Genomic DNA, 16,649 nt, shown 5'->3' on the forward strand with positions numbered 1-16,649 from the left:
CGAGCCCGCGCAGGGGTGGCAACCCGCCACTGTACGGGCCCGCTGTGACCGCCGTCACCGGCGTACGCCGCCGGATCGGCGAGCGGTCAGCGACGCACGCCGGACGGTGGTCCGGAATATACCCCCAAGGGGTATTGTTCGTGCTGGTGGAAGGAGTGATCCAGGTGAATCCGCGCAACCAGATGGCGGCCAACGCCACCCTGCACTGCCTGACCGGCTGTGCGATCGGCGAGATCCTCGGCCTGTTGATCGGCACCGCCCTGGGGCTGTCCAGCGGCGTGACGATCGCCCTGGCCGTCGGCCTCGCGTTCCTGTTCGGCTACTCGCTCTCGACCCTGCCCCTGCTGGGTGCCGGCGTCGGCTTCGGTGCCGCGCTGAGTGTCGTCTTCGCCGCCGACACCCTGTCGATCGCGACCATGGAGCTGGTCGACAACCTGGTGATGGCCGTGATCCCCGGTGCGATGAACGCCGGACTGGTCAACCCGGTCTTCTGGCTCTCGATGATGGTCGCCCTGGCGGCGGCCTTCGCGGCCGCGTTCCCGGTCAACCGCTACCTCATCGACAAGGGCAAGGGCCACGCCCTGACCCACCGGTTCCACGAGGGCCACGGCGACCACGGGGACCGCGACGACCACGACGACCACGACGACCACGAGGGAGGTGCCTGATGGACACCAAGTCCTTGGCCTCGGCCATCATCGGCTTCCTGCTGGGCGGACTGACCGTGTCGGTCGCCGCACAGCTGGACGACGACGCGGACCAGTCCCCCCAGCACGGGTCGAGCAGCCAGGTGACCGTCGTACGGTGAGGCCGCTCAGGCGGCGATGACCCGCTCCAGGCGCTGGTAGCTGGTCTCCATCCCGTCGGTCATCCCGGTCGCCAGGATCTGGTCGCGGACCTCCTGGCTGGGGCAGCTCATGACGTGGGAGAGCAGCGTGCCCTCGGTGACGGGGGTGAAGGTGGTCTCGTAGGCCACCATCGTCGGGTCGCCGATCATCTGCTCGGTGTGGGCCGAGCGGTACGGCGGCTCGCTGTCGGTGAGGGTCCCGGTGAAGCCGAAGCCCTCACCCTCGCCGTCGGGCTCCCACTCGTAGCGGTAGGTCTCGCCGGGTTCGGTCGCGACCTCACAGGTCACCATGCGCCACCCGTCGGGACCGAGCATCCACTGCCGCACGAGCTCGGGGTCGTGGTGCGCGCGCCAGACCTGGTCGACCGACCCGCGGATGACGCGGCTGATGCGCGCGCGGGTGTCGTCGAGCAGCGTCGTGGTGGTGCCCCGGCCGGCCGCGAAGGAGGAGAGGTCGGTGAGCACGTCGTCGATCTGGGCCATGGCCTCGCGCATGCCCTCCTCGGCGCCCATCTCCAGGATCTGCGCCATCTCCTCGACGGCGGCGAAGTAGGTCGTGGTGCTCATCCGGGTGCCCTCGGGGGTGGCCTCGAAGCCGAACACCATCCGCATCCCCGGCAGGTCGGTGTTGGGGGTGCCGTCCTCGCGGCTGAAGCCGTCGCGCACCTCGAACGAGGCCGTGGTCGGCTCGGCGCCCTCGGGCGCCTTGACGTCGAGCCACTCCCAGTAGCCGCCGTGGGTGAGGACCTCCTGCTCCAGGTCGGTGCTGGTCGGGTCGGCCTGCCCGGTCATCGTGTAGTGGGAGAGGCCGCCGGGGAAGCAGTCGTGGCGGGTGAAGGTGGCCGGGAACCCGGGAGGCCCCCAGAACTTCTCCAGCTGGCGCGGGTCGACGTAGGCGTCCCACACGCGCTGCAGTGGGGCGGCGAAGTCGGCGACCACGGTCATGGTCAGGTTGTCGGCGTCCTTGTGGACCTCGGTGACGGGCATGGTCTCTCCTGGGTTCGGGCTGATCGGTGGATGTCAGTCGGTGCTGTCGGTGTCGTGAAGGTCGTGAGGGTCGTGAGGGCCGACGGGGTCGGCGAGGAGCTGGTCGAGCCGCGCGACGCGGCCACGCCAGATCTGCTCGTAGGAATCCAGCAGCGCCTGGGCGCGTCGGATCGTCTCGGGATTGCCGCGCACGATGCGGGCGCGGCCGCGGGCCTCCTTGGTCACCAGCCCCGCTCCCTCCAGTACGGCGATGTGCTTCTGCACGGCGGCCCAGGACATGTCGTACGCCGCCGCGAGGTCGGAGACCGACGCCTCGGTGGCGAGGGTGCGGCGCACGATGTCGCGGCGCGTCGCGTCGGCGAGGGCCCGGAAGATCCGGTCGACCTCGTCCTGGGGCAACTCAGTTTCTACAACCATTTGGTTGTAGGTTAGCGAGGTCGGACGCAACGCACAAGCCCTACCCGGCGATCGGGCATGCTGACCGTCGTGTGTGCGCCCACCGACCCCGCCGACCCGCCTCGCAACGACCCGCGACCCGACGAAGCGCAACGGCTCCACGCCACGTGGCAGCGGCTCGGCATCCCGGGTGCGATCGACGTCCACACCCACTTCATGCCCCACAACGTGATGGCCAAGGTGTGGGCCTACTTCGACCGGGTCGGCGACCACGGCGGCGTCGAGTGGCCCATCACCTACCGCACCGACGAGGACGACCGCGTCGCCCGGCTGCGGGAGTTCGGCGTACGCCGCTTCACCTCGATGCTCTACCCGCACAAGCCGGCGATGGCCGACTGGCTCAACGCCTGGAGCGCGGACTTCGCCGCCCGCACGCCCGACTGCCTGCGCACCTTCACCTTCTACCCCGAGGAGGGGGTGGGGAAGGCCGTCGCCGCCGAGCTCGACGCCGGCGCCCGGATCGGCAAGGCCCACCTCCAGGTCGGCGCCTACGACCCCCGGGACCCGTTGCTGGACCCGGTCTGGGGGCTGCTGGCCGAGTCCGGCACGCCGCTGGTCATCCACTGCGGATCCGGACCCACGCCCGGTCCGTTCACCGGTCCCGGGCCGATCGGCGAGGTGCTGCGACGCCACCCCGACCTGCGGCTGGTCATCGCCCACCTGGGCATGCCGGAGTACGCCGAGTTCCTCGACCTCGCCGACGCCCACGAGGGCGTGCACCTCGACACCACGATGGTCTTCACCGACTTCTCCGAGCAGACCATGCCCTTCCCGGCCGACCTGCGCCCCCGCCTGCTCGACCTGGGTGACCGGGTGCTGCTGGGCACCGACTTCCCCAACATCCCCCACGACTACCTGCACCAGGTGGAGGCGCTGGAGCGGCTCGACCTGGGCGAGGACTGGCTGCGCGGGGTGCTGCACGACAACGCCGCGGCCCTGTTCGAGGTGCCCGCACCGGGTGCCGGTAGCATCGCGGACGAAAGGGAGTAGTCCCCAACTCCTCGCGTCGACACACTGGCCCCTCGGGCCCGGCGCGTCGGGCCACCTCCGGGTGGCGGACGAGACTTTCGACTGGACACGCACCATCAACCGTGGACGTGCCCGGTCGAAGGCGCGTCCACGGACACCCCTCCGGCCGGGCGCTGGAGAGGACCACCCGTGTACGCGTTCTTCCTGAGCACCGCCGTCATCTTCGTCGCCGAGCTCGGCGACAAGAGCCAACTGATGGCGATGACCTTCGCCGCCCGCTACCGCGCGCGGGACGTGCTGATCGGCATCACGGCCGCGACCGCGATCGTGCACCTCGCCTCGGTCGGCATCGGCTACGCCATCGGGGACGCCTTCGCCGATGCGCAGGGCGCGATCCGGGTCGTCGCGGGCCTGGCGTTCCTCGGCTTCGCCGCCTGGACGCTGCGCGGCGACGAGCTGACCGAGGAGGAGGCGGCCAAGGCCCGCGCGAGCCGCGGCCTGGCCGTCGTGGCGGTCGGCACGGCGTTCTTCCTCGCCGAGCTCGGCGACAAGACGATGCTGGCCACCATCACCCTGGCCACCCAAGAAGGCTGGCTCGGCACCTGGATCGGGTCGACCGTGGGCATGGTCGCGGCCGACGCCCTCGCGATCGGCGTCGGCGCGCTCCTCGGCCGCAAGCTCCCCGAGCGCACCATCACCTACGGCGCCGCCGCGCTGTTCGCGGTGTTCGGCGTCCTGCTCCTCGCCCAGGGGGCCGGCTGGCTCTGAGTGACGCCGGTGCGTTCAGCGCCCGGTCAGGCTCCGGGCCGCACGCCGCAGGTCGCCCCGGATGCCCAGCGGCGCCAGCCGGGTCAACCCGATCGCCGGCAGCGTCCACGGCCCGGTCCCGGTGAGACGGAACTCGGCCGCCACCATCGTGCCGTCGCCGTCGGGGGTGAAGGCGAGGTCGAGCTCGGCGGTGATGCCGCGCCACGCCCCGGACTCACTCCACGCCCGGGGCCGCTCGAAGCGGGTGATCTCCATCGTCGGCGCCGCACCGACCGACGTCTTGTCGATCCACCGCATGCCCAGCCGCGGCGCGCCCTCGTCGAGCATCTCCACCGCCCGCAGGCTCGACTGCCACTCCGGACGGCGTCGCGGGTCGGCGAGGTGGTCGAACACGACGTCGGGAGGGGCGGCGAAGCGCACGCGGACGGTCGTCACGCTCCGCATCGTAGGTCGCCCTGCCCCGCTCCCGCCCTGCCGACCGGGAACCAACCGCCCCCGGCTAGCGTGCGAGGCGATGTCCACGATCGCACCGTGGTTCCGGGTCGCGGTGGCGATGACCGCCGTCGGCTGGGGCGCCAACCACTTCGCCGGGCTCCTCGCTGTCTACCGCGAGGGCCACTCCGAGTCCTTCGTCTCCATCGCCGTCGGCATCTACGCCGCCGGGCTGATCCCGGCGCTGCTGGTCACCGCCGTCGTCGGCGACCGCTTCGACCACCGGGCCCCCGTCCGCGTGGCGGTGGTGCTCTCCGCGGTCGGCACGGTCCTGCTCGCGTTCGGGTCGGCGTACGACGCGCTGCTGCCGGTCGGGCGGTTCGTCGCCGGCGCGGCGACCGGCATCGTCCTGGCGCCCGGCACGGCGTGGTTGATGGACCTGTCGCGGGTCGGTGCGGGGCCGCGCCGGGCGACCGTCGCCCTCACGCTCGGGTTCGGCGGCGGGCCGTTCGTGGTCGGCCTGCTGGGGCAGTGGGCCCCTGCCCCGGAGGTGTTGCCGTACGCCGCGCACCTGCTGCTCTCCTGCGTCGCGGTGGCGGCGGTGTGGCTGTTGCCGGTCGCACCGGCCCGCAACGCCGGCGCCGCCCGCCGTTCGTGGGCCACGGCCCGCGCGACCGTCGCCGCCCCCACCTTCCTGCGCACCATCCCGCTGACCGCGCCGTGGGTGTTCGGCGGCGCGGCCACGGCGTTCGCGATCGCCCCGGGCGTCATCACGGTGACGACGCTGCCGGTGGCCACCGGCGCGGTGGTGCTCGGCCTGACGCTGTTCACCGGCGTCGGCGTGCAGCCGTTGGCCAAGCGCCTCGAGCAGCGCGCGGCCGGACTCTCCCTGTCGCTGGGCACCGCGTGCGCCGCCGTCGGGAGCCTGGTCTGCGCCTGGGCCTTCCGGGTGGAGTGGCCCGCACTGCTGTTCGTGATCGCGCTGGTCCTCGGCGCGGCGTACGGCCTGCTGCTGGTGGGCGGGCTGGCCCGCGTCGAGGCCGTCAGCCTCCCCGAGGACCGCACCCGCGTCAGTGCGGTGTTCTACGCCTTCTCCTACCTCGGCTTCGCCGCTCCCTACGTGTTCGTCCTGCTGACCCAGCACCTGCTGGGGCCGAGTGCAGTCATGCTCGTCGGCGCCGCGATCGCGGCGGTCACCGTCGCGACGTTGCCCCGACCCCGCCCCGGCGCCGTCGGGGGCACAATGGTGCGGTGAGCTCCGAGCGCACCCCGGGCACCGAGCTGCTCGACCCCGCCGCGGTGCTGCGGCACTACCTCTGGTCCGCTCGTGAGGCGCTGTGGTGGAAGCTCGACGGCCTCTCCGAGCGGGAGGTCCGACTGCCGCGCACCCCGACCGGCACCAACCTGCTCGGCATCGTCAAGCACTGCCTCAATGTCGAGGCGGGCTACTTCGGGCCGACCTTCGGGCGCACCTGGCCGACGCCGGAGGAGCTGGTCCCGATGACGGCGTACGACACCGACCCGCAGGCCGACTGGTACGCGACCGCCGAGGAGGCCAGGGACGGGCTGCTCGACCTCCACCGCCGCGTGGGGGAGTTCGCCGACGAGACCATCGCGGGGCTCGGCCTCGACGCGCGCGGCCGGGTGCCGTGGTGGCCGCCGGAGCGCGGCGAGGTGACGCTGCACCGCATCGCCGTGCACGTGCTGGGCGACCTGACGCGCCACGCCGGTCACGCCGACATCCTGCGCGAGGGCATCGACGGCGCGGTCGGCATGGTGGCGAGCAACAGCAACGTGCCCGACGGCCCCGGCGACACCGACTGGCCGACGTACGTCGCCCGGCTGGCTGCGCTGGCGGACCGGTTCGCCTGAGCGCGGGGGACTCGCGCACGCGATGTGACGCTCACCACACCCGGAGTACCGTGGATGTCCAGAGGGCCAGAACCCTTGGAGGTGCCCCATGAAGGCGATCGGATCCTCGTTCCTGGGCCGCAGTTCCGACCTCGGTCCACTCCTGCTCCGCATCGGCGTCGGTGGCGTGTTCGCCGCCCACGGCTGGCAGAAGTTCGACAACGGCGTGTCGAACTTCGCGCCGACGCTGGAGGCGGAGAACGTCCCCGCTCCCGAGGTGGTGGCCTGGCTGATCACCATCGCCGAGGGGATCGGCGGCATCGCCCTCATCCTCGGGGTGTTCACGCGACTGGTGACCCTGCCGCTGATCGCCGTCATGGTCGGGGCGATCGTCCTGATCAAGGCGGAGGTCGGGTTCATCGTGATGGACGGGCCGGGTGCCGAGCTCGACACGGCGCTGCTCGCCGGGCTGCTCGGCCTCCTCTTCATCGGGCCGGGACGCCTGTCCCTGGACGGCATGCTGGGGATGGAGACCGCGACGGCGCCGGCCTCGGTGCCCCGGGCCACGGCAGTCCATCGCGACGCCTCGAGCACCTGACCGACCCGCCGCCTGTGCCGCTGCCCGGCACGGGACCGGGCCCGTCGCGGGTCAGGCCCCGCCCTGGGCGAGCAGGTGCTCGGGCACCAGCGCCCGCCCGTCCACGCCGATCAGCAGGCGTGGCTCGATCGGCACTCCTTGGTGCAGCACGCTGACCCGCCCGGTGGGCTCGAAGACCGCCATCGCCACCTCGTCGTAGCCGTGGACGCCGGCCAGCCGCAGCTGGGAGTGCAGCTCCGGGCTGGTGATGTGGACCTTGCGCAGCTGTTCCAGGAAGACCCTGCCGTCGGCCATCAGGAGCACGGGGTGGCGCGAGACCATCTCGTTGCCCAGGGGCAGCACGCGGAGCGCCCCGGTGGCTGCCTGCACCGCGACGAGGGTGAGCAGCGCGACCAGTCCGCCGCCGAGCACGGGAGCCTCACCGAGGGCGGCGCGACCGATGATCGACCCGAACGCGATGACCGCGGCCCAGTCGAAGGCCGACATCGACGACACCATGCGGTGCCCCAGCAGCCGGACGAGCACCACGAGCGCGAGGTACATCGCTGCCGTGCTGATCGCGACCGCCAGTGCCTCGGTCGGGGTCAGCCAGAGCAGGTCACGCATGCGTCGTACTCCTCGTCGCGACGGTGGGGTCCTCCGACCCGATCATCGCGCACCCGTGCCGTCAGTGGGTGGAGAGCTGTCCCGTCAGCCGGTCGTGCATGTCCGAGCTGGCCCGGTTGAGGCCGACGATCTCGACGGTCTTGCCCTTGTTCTCGTACTTGGTGGTGATGCCGTCCAGGGCCGCGACCGTGGAGGCGTCCCAGACGTGGGACCGGCTCAGGTCGATGACGACGTGGTCGGGATCGCCGACGTAGTCGAACTGGTAGTAGAGGTCGTTGCTGGAGGCGAAGAAGAGCTCGCCGGTGACCTCGTAGCGCACGTGCTCGCGCTCGCCGTCACCGGCCGCGACGACCTCGCGGTGCACGCCGACGAGGTGGTAGACCCGGCGCGCGAAGAGCATGAACGCCAGCACCACGCCCAGCACGACCCCGATGGCGAGGTTGTGGGTGACCACGACCGCGGCGACCGTCGTCAGCATGACCAGGTTCTCCGGCACCGGCATCCGCTTCAGCGTCGACGGGGCGACGCTGTGCCAGTCGAAGGTGCCGACGGCGACCATGATCATCACCGCGACCAGGGCGGCCATCGGGATCCGGCCCACGACGTCGCCGAAGCCGACGACGAGGATGAGCAGGAAGACGCCGGCACAGAAGGTCGAGATCCGCGTCCGGGCCCGCGAGGCCTTCACGTTGATCATCGTCTGGCCGATCATCGCGCAACCGCCCATGCCGCCGAAGAAGCCGGTGATGACGTTGGCCGCACCCTGGCCCCACGACTCGCGGTGCTTGTCGGAGTGGGTGTCGGTGATGTCGTCGACCAGCTTGGCCGTCATCAGCGACTCCAGCAGCCCGACCATCGCCATGGCGAAGGCGTACGGCGCGATGATGCGCAGCGTCTCCAGGGTCAGCGGGACGTCGGGGAAGAGCAGCGACGGCAGGCTGCGCGGCAGCTCGCCCTCGTCGGAGACGTCGGGCAGCTCCATGCCGCCCGCGAGCGCGACCGCGGTGAGCACGACGATCACGACCAGCGGGGCCGGGACCGCCGAGGTGACCTTCGGCAGGAAGACCAGGATCGCCAGGCCGGCGGCGATCATCGGGTAGACCAGCAGCGGCACGTCGACCATGTGCGGGATCTGCGCAAGGAAGATCAGGATCGCGAGCGCGTTGACGAAGCCCACCATCACCGAGCGCGGCAGCAGCCGCATCAGCTGGGCGGTGCCGGCCAGGCCGAGCACCACCTGCATCACGCCGCCGAGGATCACCGTGGCGAGCAGGTAGTCCAGCCCGTGCTGGGCGGCGACGGGCGCGATGACCAGGGCGATCGCGCCGGTCGCGGCGGAGATCATCGCCGGGCGGCCGCCCAGGAAGGCGATCGAGACCGCCATGGTGAAGGACGCGAAGAGCCCCACTCGCGGGTCGACCCCGGCGAGGATCGAGAACGAGATCGCCTCGGGGATCAGCGCGAGGGCGACCACCAGTCCGGCGAGCACCTCGCGGCGCAGCAGGTGCGGCGTACGCAGGGCGGTGGCGACCGAGTGGTCATCGCTCAGGGCAGCATCGCTGGGGGCAGCATCGGACACGGGTGCTCCAGGGGGGTGGCAGCGGACGGCGTGGGATGCGTCGTCGGTGACGCGGGGGACGGGGCACGGGGCGGGGCCACGGCGTGCCCGATGCCGCAAACCCTACCGTTGGGTCAGGGTTGCGGCGGCATCGTCGTCACGGTGACGTGGCCCACGCCGCGCGCTCAGCGGGCGCTGGCGGGCAGCGGCTCCAGGACGAGGTCCGGGTGCAGCCGCTGCACCGAGCCCAGCCGCCACTTGTCCGGGAAGAGCGCCAGCAGCGTGCCGTCGGAGCGCTCCAGGGTCTCGATGCCGCTGAGGCCGGCGAGCTCGTCGAGGCTCTCGGGCACCGTCTGCTGGGCGAGCGAGTACGGGAGCCGGTCGAGCTTGATCGGGGCGTTGAACTCCGACTCCATTCGGGCGGCGACGACCTCGAACTGCATCGGCCCGACGGCGGCCAGCACGGGTGCCTGGTCCCCGCGCAGGTCCGAGCGCAGCACCTGCACCACGCCCTCCTGGTCCAGCTGCTCGATGCCGCGGCGGAACTGCTTGTAGCGGCCGGTGTCGACCGCACGGGCGGTCGCGAAGTGCTCGGGGGCGAACCGGGCGATCGGCGGGTAGTGCACCGCCGGGCCGGTGTGGATGGTGTCCCCGACCCGGAGGGCCGTGGCGTTGACCAGGCCGATGATGTCGCCGGGGTGGGCGGTCTCGACCGAGCTGCGGTCGCGGCCGAAGACCGCCTGGGCGTACTTCGTCGCGAACGGCCGCCCGGTGGCGGCGTGGGTGACGACCATGCCCCGTTCGAAGACCCCGGAGCAGATCCGGGCGTAGGCCAGCCGGTCGCGGTGGGCGGCGTCCATGCCGGCCTGCACCTTGAACACGAAGGCGCTGAAGTCGTCGCCGGGGTCACGCGCGCCGCCGTCCACGTCCGGGGTGGGGCCGGGGGGCGGCGCGATGTCGACGAGCACGTCGAGCAGCTGGGCCACGCCGAAGTTGAGCAGGGCGGAGGCGAACAGGACCGGTGTGGTCCTCCCGGCCAGGAACTGGGCCTGGTCGTGGTCGGCCTCGTCCAGGCCCAGCAGGTCCGCCTCCTCCGCGGCCGTGCTCCACGCCTCGCCGGCCACCGCGGCGGCGTCGGTGGCGGACAGGTGGCGCTCGGGTGCCCGGGTCGCGCCACCGGAGGTGCGGGTGTACTCGATGAAGCCGCCGTCGCGGCGGTCCAGGACGCCGTGGAACTTACCGGACTCGCCCACCGGCCAGGTCAACGGAGTGGGCTTGAGGCCGATCTCCCGCTCGATCTCGTCCATCAGCTCCAGCGCGGTCAGGCCGGGTCGGTCCCACTTGTTGATGACGGTGATGACCGGGATGCCGCGGTAGGCACACACCTGGAAGAGCTTCAGGGTCTGCTGCTCGAGGCCGCGGCCGGCGTCGACGAGCATCACCGCCGCGTCGACCGCGGACAGCACGCGGTAGGTGTCCTCGGAGAAGTCGGCGTGGCCCGGGGTGTCGACCAGGTTCACCACGTGGTCGCGGTAGGTGAACTGCAGGGCTGCGGAGCTGATCGAGATGCCGCGCTTGCGCTCCATGTCCATCCAGTCCGACACGGTGCCGCGCCGACCCGCCTTGCCGTGCACGGCACCCGCCTCGGCGATCACCTGGGCGTGCAGCGCGAGGGCCTCGGTGAGGGTCGACTTGCCCGCGTCGGGGTGGCTGATCACCGCGAAGGTACGGCGGGGGAGGACGTCACTGGTCGGCACGTGGGCCCACTCTACCGTCGCGTGAGTGTCGGTCGGCGGGCTCGGTCGCGCTCACCGCGAGGTCCCGCCGTGGCGGGTGAGCTGCTCGGCGAGGTGGGCGGCGAAGCCGTCGGCGATGGCCAGCCGCTCCCGCACCGCCGCGACCCGGCCGAGCGCGGCGTCGTGGAACTCCTCCAGCCGCGCCAGCAGCGCCGGGTCCCCGGCCGAGGTCGGGTCCTCGAGGCCGTCGAGCACCTCCAGCAGCGCCCGGGTCTCCTCGAGGCTGAAGTCGAGGGGCTTCATGCGCTTGATGAGCTCCAGTCGCGTCACGTCGGCGTCGGCGTAGAGCCGGAACCCGCCGGTCGTGCGGGCGGTCGGCGCCAGCAGGCCGACCTCCTCGTAGTAGCGGATGGTGCGCAGGCTCAGCCCCGTGCGGTCGGCCACCTCGCCGATCTGCATGTGCTGCGAATCCATCCCGTTCCCACTCCCGTGACGCGTGTCGGCCAACCCTAGACTGAGCGCCCACGTCGTCCGCACGTCCTCGGCGTCGGGTGGGCCTTGCCCTCCGGACGGTGTCGCGCAACGATGCGGACAGCCACACCGACCCGGGAGGACCGATGGCCGAGATCCTGCTGCTCCACCACGCCCAGGGCTGCACGTCCGGTGTCCGGTCGCTCGCCGACCGGCTGGCGGCGGGCGGCCACACCGCGCACGCCCCCGACCTCTACGAGGGCCGCACCTTCGACACCGTCGAGGAGGGCGTCGCACACGCACGCTCGTTGGGCGACGCCTTCGACGAGCGCGCCGCGGCGGTGGCCGAGGCCCTCCCGGAGGAGCTGGTCTACCTCGGCTGGTCGCTGGGCGTGATGGCGGCCCAGCGCCTCGCGCAGAACCGGCCCGGCGCCCGTGGTGCGGTGCTGCTGGAGAGCTTCGCGCCACCGGAGTTCTTCGGCACCTGGCCCGACGGGCTGCGTGGCCAGGTCCACGGCATGGTCGACGACGAGTGGTTCGCCGAGGACCTCGCCGCGGCCCGCGAGTTCGGCGAGGGGCGCGACGAGCTGGAGGTCTTCACCTACGCCGGTGACCGGCACCTCTTCGCCGACGACAGCCTCGCGGCGTACGACGCCGCCGCGGCGCGGGAGGTGGAGGACCGGCTCCTCGCCTTCCTGGCCCGCGTCGGATGAACCGTCGCTCGTCGACGCGCGCACCGGGAGAGGAGGGACCGTGGTGACCCCACCGATCCGGGTCTTCCTGCTCGACGACCACGAGATCGTCCGGCGGGGGCTGCGCGAGCTGCTGGAGGGTGCCGGCGACATCGAGGTCGTCGGCGAGTCCGGGCTCGCTGCGGAGGCGACGGCGCGCATCCCGGCGCTGCGCCCCGACGTCGCGATCCTCGACGGCCGGCTCCCCGACGGCAGCGGCGTCGACGTGTGCCGCGACGTACGCGCCGTGGACGGGTCGATCGCGGCGCTGATCCTGACCTCCTACGACGACGACGAGGCCCTGTTCGCCGCGATCCTGGCGGGCGCCTCGGGCTACGTCCTCAAGCAGGTCGCCGGCGGCGACCTGGTCGACACCGTGCGCCGGGTGGCCGCCGGGCAGAGCCTCATCGACCCCGCGCTCACCGCCCGGGTGCTGGAACGGGTCCGTCACGGCGAGGAGCAGCAGCCCGCCGAGCTGGCGCGGCTCAACGAGCGGGAGCGGGAGATCCTCGAGCTCATCGCGGAGGGCCTGACCAACCGCGAGATCGGGCAGCGGCTCCACCTGGCGGAGAAGACGGTGAAGAACTACGTCTCCGGCCTGCTGGCCAAGCTCGGCCTGGAGCGGCGTACGCAGGCGGCGGTGCTGGCGACGCGACTGCTGCGGTGATCCCCGGCCCCGCCTCCCCCAGCGTGGCGGGGCCGGGGACCACCGCGGGGTCACTTGTGGGCGATGGGCACCACGGCCACGGGCAGCTCGGCCCGGTGCAGCACCTCGCGGGCGACCGACCCGAGGCCCCAGGCCGACGGTCCGCGGTGGCGGCGGCCGAGCACGATGAGCTGGGCGTCCGCGGCGTTGTCGAGCAGGATCGCGGCGGCGTGCCCGCGGTCCTTGACCACCTCGATGGTGACTTCGGGGTGGTCCTCGCGGAACGGCGCCACGGCGGTCTCGATCGCGGCCGAGCTGCGCTGCTCCCAGTCGTGGATGTCGGCGCTGGAGACCGCGGCCGCGCCCAGGACCAGGACGGCGTCGAGGTCCACGGCGTGCACGACCCGCACGCTCGCCCCCAGCCGTCGGGCACGCTCGACGGCGAACCGCAGCGGCTCGCCGTGGTCGCGCTCGGGGTCGATGCCGACCACGATCGGCGCCGTGGCGGGGTCCGCGCCGGCCCAGCTGCTCGGCACGATCATCACGGGCGCGTCGGCGCGCGAGGCCACCCGGATCGAGGTGGAGCCGACCAGCGCCCGGTGCAGTGCACCGAGGCCCCGGGTCCCCACGACCAGTACGTCGTCCTCGCCGGTCTGGTGCATCAGTGCCGCGACCGGGTGACCCCACCGGACACGGGTCTCCAGGTCGAGGTCGGGGTACTCCTTGCGGGTCCGGTCGTCGGTCTCGGCGAGGATCTTCTCGGCGTGGGCGGAGACCGCGCCCTCGGAGAGGAGCCAGCCCTCCTGGTCGACCGCGGTCACCAGCCGCAGGGCCCGCCCGGCGGCGAGTGCCTCCTCGGCGGCATAGGTGATCGCCGTGTGGTTGCCCTCAGAACCGTCCACGCCCACGACGACGGCGTGCCGGCGGTGGGGGGCTGTCGCCTCGTTGCTCATCGGTGTCTCCTCCCGGTCGTGCGTTGACGTCACAAGGACACCCCCGGTGCCCGGGTGGGCGGCAGGGGAGAGGGTCGGGAGGCTGCGGGACCTTGGTCCCGCGGGAGGCGCGAGGTGGTCCGCCTTCAGCGGGGCAGGGGGACCCGCCAGGTGATGCTGGTGCCGGGGCTCTGGGCGGGGCCGATCTCCACGCCGCCCCCGCGCTGCTCGGCCCGCCGGCGGATGTTGGCCAGGCCGCTCTCGCGGCGGTCCTCCGGCAGGCCGACACCGTCGTCGACGACCTGCAGGGTCAGCGAGGGGTCCGGTGCGGTCTGCACGTGGACCTCGACCGCGGTGCGGGTCGCGCGGGCGTGGCGGGAGACGTTGGAGAGGAGCTCGCGCGCCACCGCGAGGACGTCCTCGGCGAGGGGCTCGGCCGCGGCGTCCAGCGGCCCGTGGACCCGCAGCTCCGGGGTGAACCCCAGGGCGGTGCGGTACTCGGCGACCAGCGTGTCCAGGGCCGACCGGAGACCCTCGGGAGCGTTCCTGCTGAGCCGGAAGATCGTCGTACGGATGTCGCTGATGGTGGTGTCCAGGTCCGCCACCGCCTGGGTGATGCGTTGCTGGACCCGGGGCGCCGTGGCCTGGGCCTGGGTGGCCTGCAGGCTGAGCCCGACAGCGAAGAGACGCTGGATCACCACGTCGTGCAGGTCGCGGGCGATGCGCTCGCGGTCGCTGACCACGGCGAGCTGCTCCCGGTCCGCGACCGCGCGGAGGCGGTCCAGGGTGAGTGAGGCGTGCGGGGCGAAGCCCTGCATCGGCCGCTCGTGGGCGCGCGCCGCCGGGGCGTCGTCGAGGACCGCCACCACCACGGCCCGCCCGAAGAGGTCCCCGTGCAGGGGCACCACGAGCGCGGCGGTGCCGTCCGGCAACGGGATGGCCGGCGGGGGACCCTCGTCCAGGGCGGAGGCGAGCTGGCTGCGGAGCCGTTCGCACAGGGCGGGCACCTCGCTCGCATGCCGCCCCTCCCGTGCGACCAGCTCCAACCGGCCGTCGGTCTCGTGCAGCACGCCCACCGCGCGGGCGTCGCCGGCGACGCGGACGGCGACGGCGAGGTGGCCGAACGCCTCGTCGAGGCCGGCGGGGGGCCGCACCACGTCGTGGAGCAGGGCGGCGGCCTCCAGCCACGCGCGCTGGCGCTCGGAGCGCCCGTAGGTGCGGGCGTTCTCGACGACGTAGCCCGCCGCGGCGGCGAGGGCCTCCACGAGCACCTGGTCCTGGGCGGTGAAGTCCGCGCCCCCGGCCTTGTCGGTCAGGTAGAGGTTGCCGAAGACGGTCTCGCCGATCCGGACCGGGACGCCGAGGAAGCTCCGCATCGGCGGATGGTTCGGGGGGAACCCGTAGGAGGACGGGTGGTCCTGGAGCCGGTGCAGGCGGATCGAGGCGGGCTCGTCGATCAGCAGGCCCAGCACCCCGCGGCCGCGGGGGAGGTCGCCGATGCGGCCGCGGGTGTCGGGGTCGATGCCGTGGTAGACGAACTCGGCCAGTTCGCCGTCCTCACCGATCACGCCCAGCGCGCCGTACTGCGCATCGGTCAGGGAGCAGGCCGCGAGGACCAGCCGGTCCAGGGTGCGCGGCAGGTCCAGGTCCGACCCGATCGCCATCACCGCGTCGAGCAGCGCCCGGGCGGAGGTCGGCAGGACGGGTTCCTCGCGTGCCATGGGTCGATTGTGGCCCACCTTGACCGCGCGGGTCCGGGCTCGCCGTCGTACGCCGGTCACTCCCGCGGTGGGGGCGCGCCCACCGCTCGCCCGGTCAGCCGCGTCCATCGGATCCGGACGTGGAGCGGCCGGGCGCCGCCGGCCCACGGCTCCAGCAGCCCGTGCATCCGCAACCGTGCGGTCTCGAAGGTGTCGGCGACGAACTCTCCGGGGCCGCTGGCGACCACGCTCCACCCCGCACGCGTCGCGTGGTCGAGGTGGTCGACCTCGAACGCGAGCCGGGCGCCGTCGGCACGCGTGCCGAGCAGGCTGTAGGGCGCGATGCGGAAGATGATCGACTCCTCGTCGAGGACGTAGTTGACCGGGACGATCTGCGGACCGTCCGGTGCACAGATCGCGACCCGACCGACGTCCGCGGTCGACAGGCGGCGGCGACACTCGTCGTAGGGCAACTCGATCGATCGCTGCATGCTGCCATTGCAGCGCCGTCTGGCCGCGGTGCGGAGGTGCCGAAGGACCCGGGACCACTGGCCCTTGGACCCGCGGTGCCGGCGCGGAGGGCGCTCTCACAGCAACCACACAGGTCGCCGGTCCAGACTGGGGTCGTGAACGCTTCCTCCCCGACTGCCCCGGTGCGCGCCGACGGGACGCCGCTGACGGCCCTGATCGTCGACGACGAGGTCAACATCGCCGAGCTCGTGGCGATGGCGCTGCGCTACGAGGGATGGGACGTCACCACGGCCCACACCGGACGCGCGGCCGTCGACGCCGCGCGACAGCAGCGGCCCGACGTGGTGGTGCTGGACCTGATGCTGCCCGACTTCGACGGGATGACCGCGCTGCAGCGCATCCGGGCCTTCGACCCCACGGTGCCGGTGCTGTTCCTGACCGCGCGGGATGCCGTGGAGGACCGGGTGGCGGGCCTGACCGCGGGCGGTGACGACTACGTCACCAAGCCGTTCTCGCTGGAGGAGCTGGTGGCGCGCCTGCGGGCGCTCGTACGCCGCGCGGGCGTGGCCGCGGCGGCGCAGGAGGACGACGCCCTGCGGGTCGGCGACCTCGTCATGGACGAGGACAGCCGCGAGGTGCACCGCGACGGCGACGAGGTCGCGCTCACCGCGACCGAGTTCGAGCTGCTGCGCTACCTGATGCGCAACCCGCGCCGGGTGCTCAGCAAGGCACAGATCCTGGACCGGGTGTGGAACTACGACTTCGGCGGCGACGCCAACGTCGTGGAGCTCTACATCTCCTACCTGCGCAAGAAGATCGACGCGGGCCGGGAGCCGATGATCCACACCGTCCGCGGTGCGGGCTACGTGCTCAAGCCGACGACGTAGGTC

The 16,649-nt window shown here is 72.7% G+C and carries 20 protein-coding genes; 10 read left to right on the forward strand and 10 right to left on the reverse strand.

The features are described from left to right. Window positions 1-140 precede the first annotated feature (140 nt). On the forward strand, window positions 141-668 hold the full coding sequence (locus KUV85_RS13740; RefSeq protein WP_219960458.1) for a DUF4396 domain-containing protein: 528 nt from the start codon (window positions 141-143) through the stop codon (window positions 666-668). Continuing rightward, entirely contained in the window at window positions 668-808 is a 141-nt protein-coding gene (locus KUV85_RS13745; protein ID WP_219960459.1) for a hypothetical protein, read from the forward strand. Before KUV85_RS13740 ends, KUV85_RS13745 begins: the two co-directional genes overlap by 1 nt. Before the next feature lie 6 nt (window positions 809-814). Here the strand turns inward: KUV85_RS13745 and KUV85_RS13750 are convergent, their stop codons facing one another. Both KUV85_RS13750 and KUV85_RS13755 read right to left on the reverse strand, forming a co-directional pair. Further along, on the reverse strand, window positions 815-1,834 hold the full coding sequence (locus KUV85_RS13750; RefSeq protein ID WP_219960460.1) for an SRPBCC family protein: 1,020 nt from the start codon (window positions 1,832-1,834) through the stop codon (window positions 815-817). Window positions 1,835-1,867: 33 nt separating this feature from the next. Continuing rightward, a complete protein-coding gene (locus KUV85_RS13755; RefSeq protein ID WP_219960461.1) occupies window positions 1,868-2,233 on the reverse strand; it encodes an ArsR/SmtB family transcription factor in 366 nt (121 codons plus the stop codon). Between the two features lie 75 nt (window positions 2,234-2,308). On the opposite strand from KUV85_RS13755, the gene KUV85_RS13760 reads away from it, so the two are divergent. Together KUV85_RS13760 and KUV85_RS13765 are read left to right on the forward strand one after the other, a co-directional pair. Continuing rightward, on the forward strand, window positions 2,309-3,280 hold the full coding sequence (locus KUV85_RS13760; protein WP_219960462.1) for an amidohydrolase family protein: 972 nt from the start codon (window positions 2,309-2,311) through the stop codon (window positions 3,278-3,280). Between the two features lie 168 nt (window positions 3,281-3,448). Next, window positions 3,449-4,027: a TMEM165/GDT1 family protein gene (locus KUV85_RS13765; protein ID WP_219960463.1), complete on the forward strand. Its 579-nt coding sequence runs from the start codon at window positions 3,449-3,451 to the stop codon at window positions 4,025-4,027. A gap of 15 nt (window positions 4,028-4,042) precedes the next feature. Here KUV85_RS13765 and KUV85_RS13770 read toward each other — a convergent pair whose 3' ends face one another. Then, window positions 4,043-4,462 (reverse strand): SRPBCC family protein, encoded by a 420-nt coding sequence (locus KUV85_RS13770; RefSeq protein ID WP_219960464.1) that lies wholly within the window; start codon window positions 4,460-4,462, stop codon window positions 4,043-4,045. A gap of 79 nt (window positions 4,463-4,541) precedes the next feature. On the opposite strand from KUV85_RS13770, the gene KUV85_RS13775 reads away from it, so the two are divergent. The 3 genes from KUV85_RS13775 to KUV85_RS13785 all read left to right on the forward strand — a co-directional run bounded on the left by KUV85_RS13775 (window position 4,542) and on the right by KUV85_RS13785 (window position 6,908). Further along, window positions 4,542-5,714 (forward strand): MFS transporter, encoded by a 1,173-nt coding sequence (locus KUV85_RS13775; RefSeq protein WP_219960465.1) that lies wholly within the window; start codon window positions 4,542-4,544, stop codon window positions 5,712-5,714. Next, window positions 5,711-6,331, forward strand: a complete 621-nt coding sequence (locus KUV85_RS13780; protein ID WP_219960466.1) for a DinB family protein — start codon at window positions 5,711-5,713, stop codon at window positions 6,329-6,331. The genes KUV85_RS13775 and KUV85_RS13780 overlap by 4 nt, the downstream gene beginning before the upstream one ends. Window positions 6,332-6,419: 88 nt before the next feature. Next, a complete protein-coding gene (locus KUV85_RS13785) occupies window positions 6,420-6,908 on the forward strand; it encodes a DoxX family protein (RefSeq protein WP_219960467.1) in 489 nt (162 codons plus the stop codon). A 51-nt stretch (window positions 6,909-6,959) separates the two neighbouring features. Here the strand turns inward: KUV85_RS13785 and KUV85_RS13790 are convergent, their stop codons facing one another. From KUV85_RS13790 to KUV85_RS13805, 4 genes are all read right to left on the reverse strand, one after another. Beyond that, window positions 6,960-7,514, reverse strand: a complete 555-nt coding sequence (locus KUV85_RS13790; protein ID WP_219960468.1) for a DUF421 domain-containing protein — start codon at window positions 7,512-7,514, stop codon at window positions 6,960-6,962. A gap of 61 nt (window positions 7,515-7,575) precedes the next feature. Further along, window positions 7,576-9,093: a SulP family inorganic anion transporter gene (locus tag KUV85_RS13795; RefSeq protein WP_237690143.1), complete on the reverse strand. Its 1,518-nt coding sequence runs from the start codon at window positions 9,091-9,093 to the stop codon at window positions 7,576-7,578. Between the two features lie 164 nt (window positions 9,094-9,257). Then, window positions 9,258-10,829 carry a peptide chain release factor 3 gene (locus tag KUV85_RS13800; RefSeq protein WP_219960469.1) on the reverse strand — a complete coding sequence of 524 codons (1,572 nt, stop codon included), beginning with the start codon at window positions 10,827-10,829 and terminating at the stop codon, window positions 9,258-9,260. A 51-nt stretch (window positions 10,830-10,880) separates the two neighbouring features. Next, the gene (locus tag KUV85_RS13805; RefSeq protein ID WP_219960470.1) at window positions 10,881-11,282 is read right to left on the reverse strand and encodes a MerR family transcriptional regulator; all 402 of its coding nucleotides are present in this window, start codon (window positions 11,280-11,282) and stop codon (window positions 10,881-10,883) included. 98 nt (window positions 11,283-11,380) lie between these two features. On the opposite strand from KUV85_RS13805, the gene KUV85_RS13810 reads away from it, so the two are divergent. After that, the gene (locus KUV85_RS13810) at window positions 11,381-11,992 is read left to right on the forward strand and encodes a dienelactone hydrolase family protein (protein ID WP_219960471.1); all 612 of its coding nucleotides are present in this window, start codon (window positions 11,381-11,383) and stop codon (window positions 11,990-11,992) included. 43 nt (window positions 11,993-12,035) lie between these two features. Continuing rightward, window positions 12,036-12,677, forward strand: a complete 642-nt coding sequence (locus tag KUV85_RS13815; protein WP_237690144.1) for a response regulator — start codon at window positions 12,036-12,038, stop codon at window positions 12,675-12,677. A gap of 50 nt (window positions 12,678-12,727) precedes the next feature. Here KUV85_RS13815 and KUV85_RS13820 read toward each other — a convergent pair whose 3' ends face one another. The 3 genes from KUV85_RS13820 to KUV85_RS13830 all read right to left on the reverse strand — a co-directional run bounded on the left by KUV85_RS13820 (window position 12,728) and on the right by KUV85_RS13830 (window position 15,779). Further along, window positions 12,728-13,609 carry a universal stress protein gene (locus tag KUV85_RS13820; RefSeq protein WP_219960472.1) on the reverse strand — a complete coding sequence of 294 codons (882 nt, stop codon included), beginning with the start codon at window positions 13,607-13,609 and terminating at the stop codon, window positions 12,728-12,730. A 125-nt stretch (window positions 13,610-13,734) separates the two neighbouring features. After that, a complete protein-coding gene (locus KUV85_RS13825) occupies window positions 13,735-15,309 on the reverse strand; it encodes a GAF domain-containing sensor histidine kinase (RefSeq protein WP_219960473.1) in 1,575 nt (524 codons plus the stop codon). A 56-nt stretch (window positions 15,310-15,365) separates the two neighbouring features. Beyond that, window positions 15,366-15,779 (reverse strand): pyridoxamine 5'-phosphate oxidase family protein, encoded by a 414-nt coding sequence (locus KUV85_RS13830; RefSeq protein WP_219960474.1) that lies wholly within the window; start codon window positions 15,777-15,779, stop codon window positions 15,366-15,368. A gap of 135 nt (window positions 15,780-15,914) precedes the next feature. Here KUV85_RS13830 and KUV85_RS13835 point away from each other — a divergent pair, with 135 nt between their 5' ends. After that, entirely contained in the window at window positions 15,915-16,646 is a 732-nt protein-coding gene (locus tag KUV85_RS13835; RefSeq protein ID WP_237690145.1) for a response regulator transcription factor, read from the forward strand. Window positions 16,647-16,649 lie beyond the last annotated feature (3 nt).

The sequence above is a fragment of the Nocardioides panacisoli genome, from assembly GCF_019448235.1.
In the GTDB taxonomy this organism is placed as follows: Bacteria; Actinomycetota; Actinomycetes; order Propionibacteriales; family Nocardioidaceae; genus Nocardioides; species Nocardioides panacisoli_A.